This is a genomic window from Clostridium sp. LS, from assembly GCF_002760435.1.
In the GTDB taxonomy this organism is placed as follows: domain Bacteria; phylum Bacillota; class Clostridia; order Clostridiales; family Clostridiaceae; genus Clostridium.
Genome location: NZ_AUUU01000234.1, coordinates 1 through 751, shown reverse-complemented (window position 1 = coordinate 751; position 751 = coordinate 1). Strand labels below are relative to the sequence as shown.

Annotated in this window: 1 protein-coding gene; it reads right to left on the bottom strand. The window is 32.0% G+C overall.

The annotated features are described in order from the left end of the window. Window positions 1–677 (bottom strand): proton-conducting transporter membrane subunit (locus tag COL3_RS26805; RefSeq protein WP_278286718.1); only part of this gene is annotated, 677 nt, incomplete at its 3' end. Window positions 678–751 lie beyond the last annotated feature (74 nt).

The window sequence follows — 751 nt, the reverse complement described above, 5'->3', positions numbered from 1 at the left end:
ATTGAAGTAGGTGCTCCTTCATAAATATCTGGAGCCCACATATGAAAAGGAACAATTGCTATTTTAAATGCAAAACCTGCAATTAAAAATATCATACCTAGTATTTCTAATGGCACTATCTGCCCTGTTCCCAATACTTCTGCAATTTCTTTAATAACTGTTGTTTGAGTAATCCCATATATTAAACTTAACCCATATAAGAAAATTGCTGAAGACATTGCCCCTAAAATAATGTACTTTAAACTTGCCTCTTTTGACTTTGCATCACCTTTATAGGCAATTAGAACACAAAAAGATATAGTCATTAGTTCTAATCCTATATATACAGTAATTAGTTCTCCTGAAGATACCATCACCATCATTCCGAGTAGTGCGGAAACAATTAAGGTATAGAACTCTCCTTGCTTAGAAACTAAATGATCTTTAGAAATTAATACTGTTAAAATCGCAGCTACTAAAAATAGCTGTTTAAAAAAAGTGCTAAAGGAATCATCAATATAAGCTCCATCAAATAAAGTCTGCACATGACTTCCTACGAATAGCGATATTACAAAAATTATAAAAAGACATATGCCTGTAAATAACCCAAACTTTTCTTTATATTTAGGCAGCGCTATACTTGCAATCAAAAGTATAAGACATAAGGCTGCAGTTAAAAGCTCAACTATATAACTCATAATTAAAATCCTCCCATAATCATTCCTATGTCTGATATCTTACCCATAAGTGACATTGCTCCACTATGAATAAG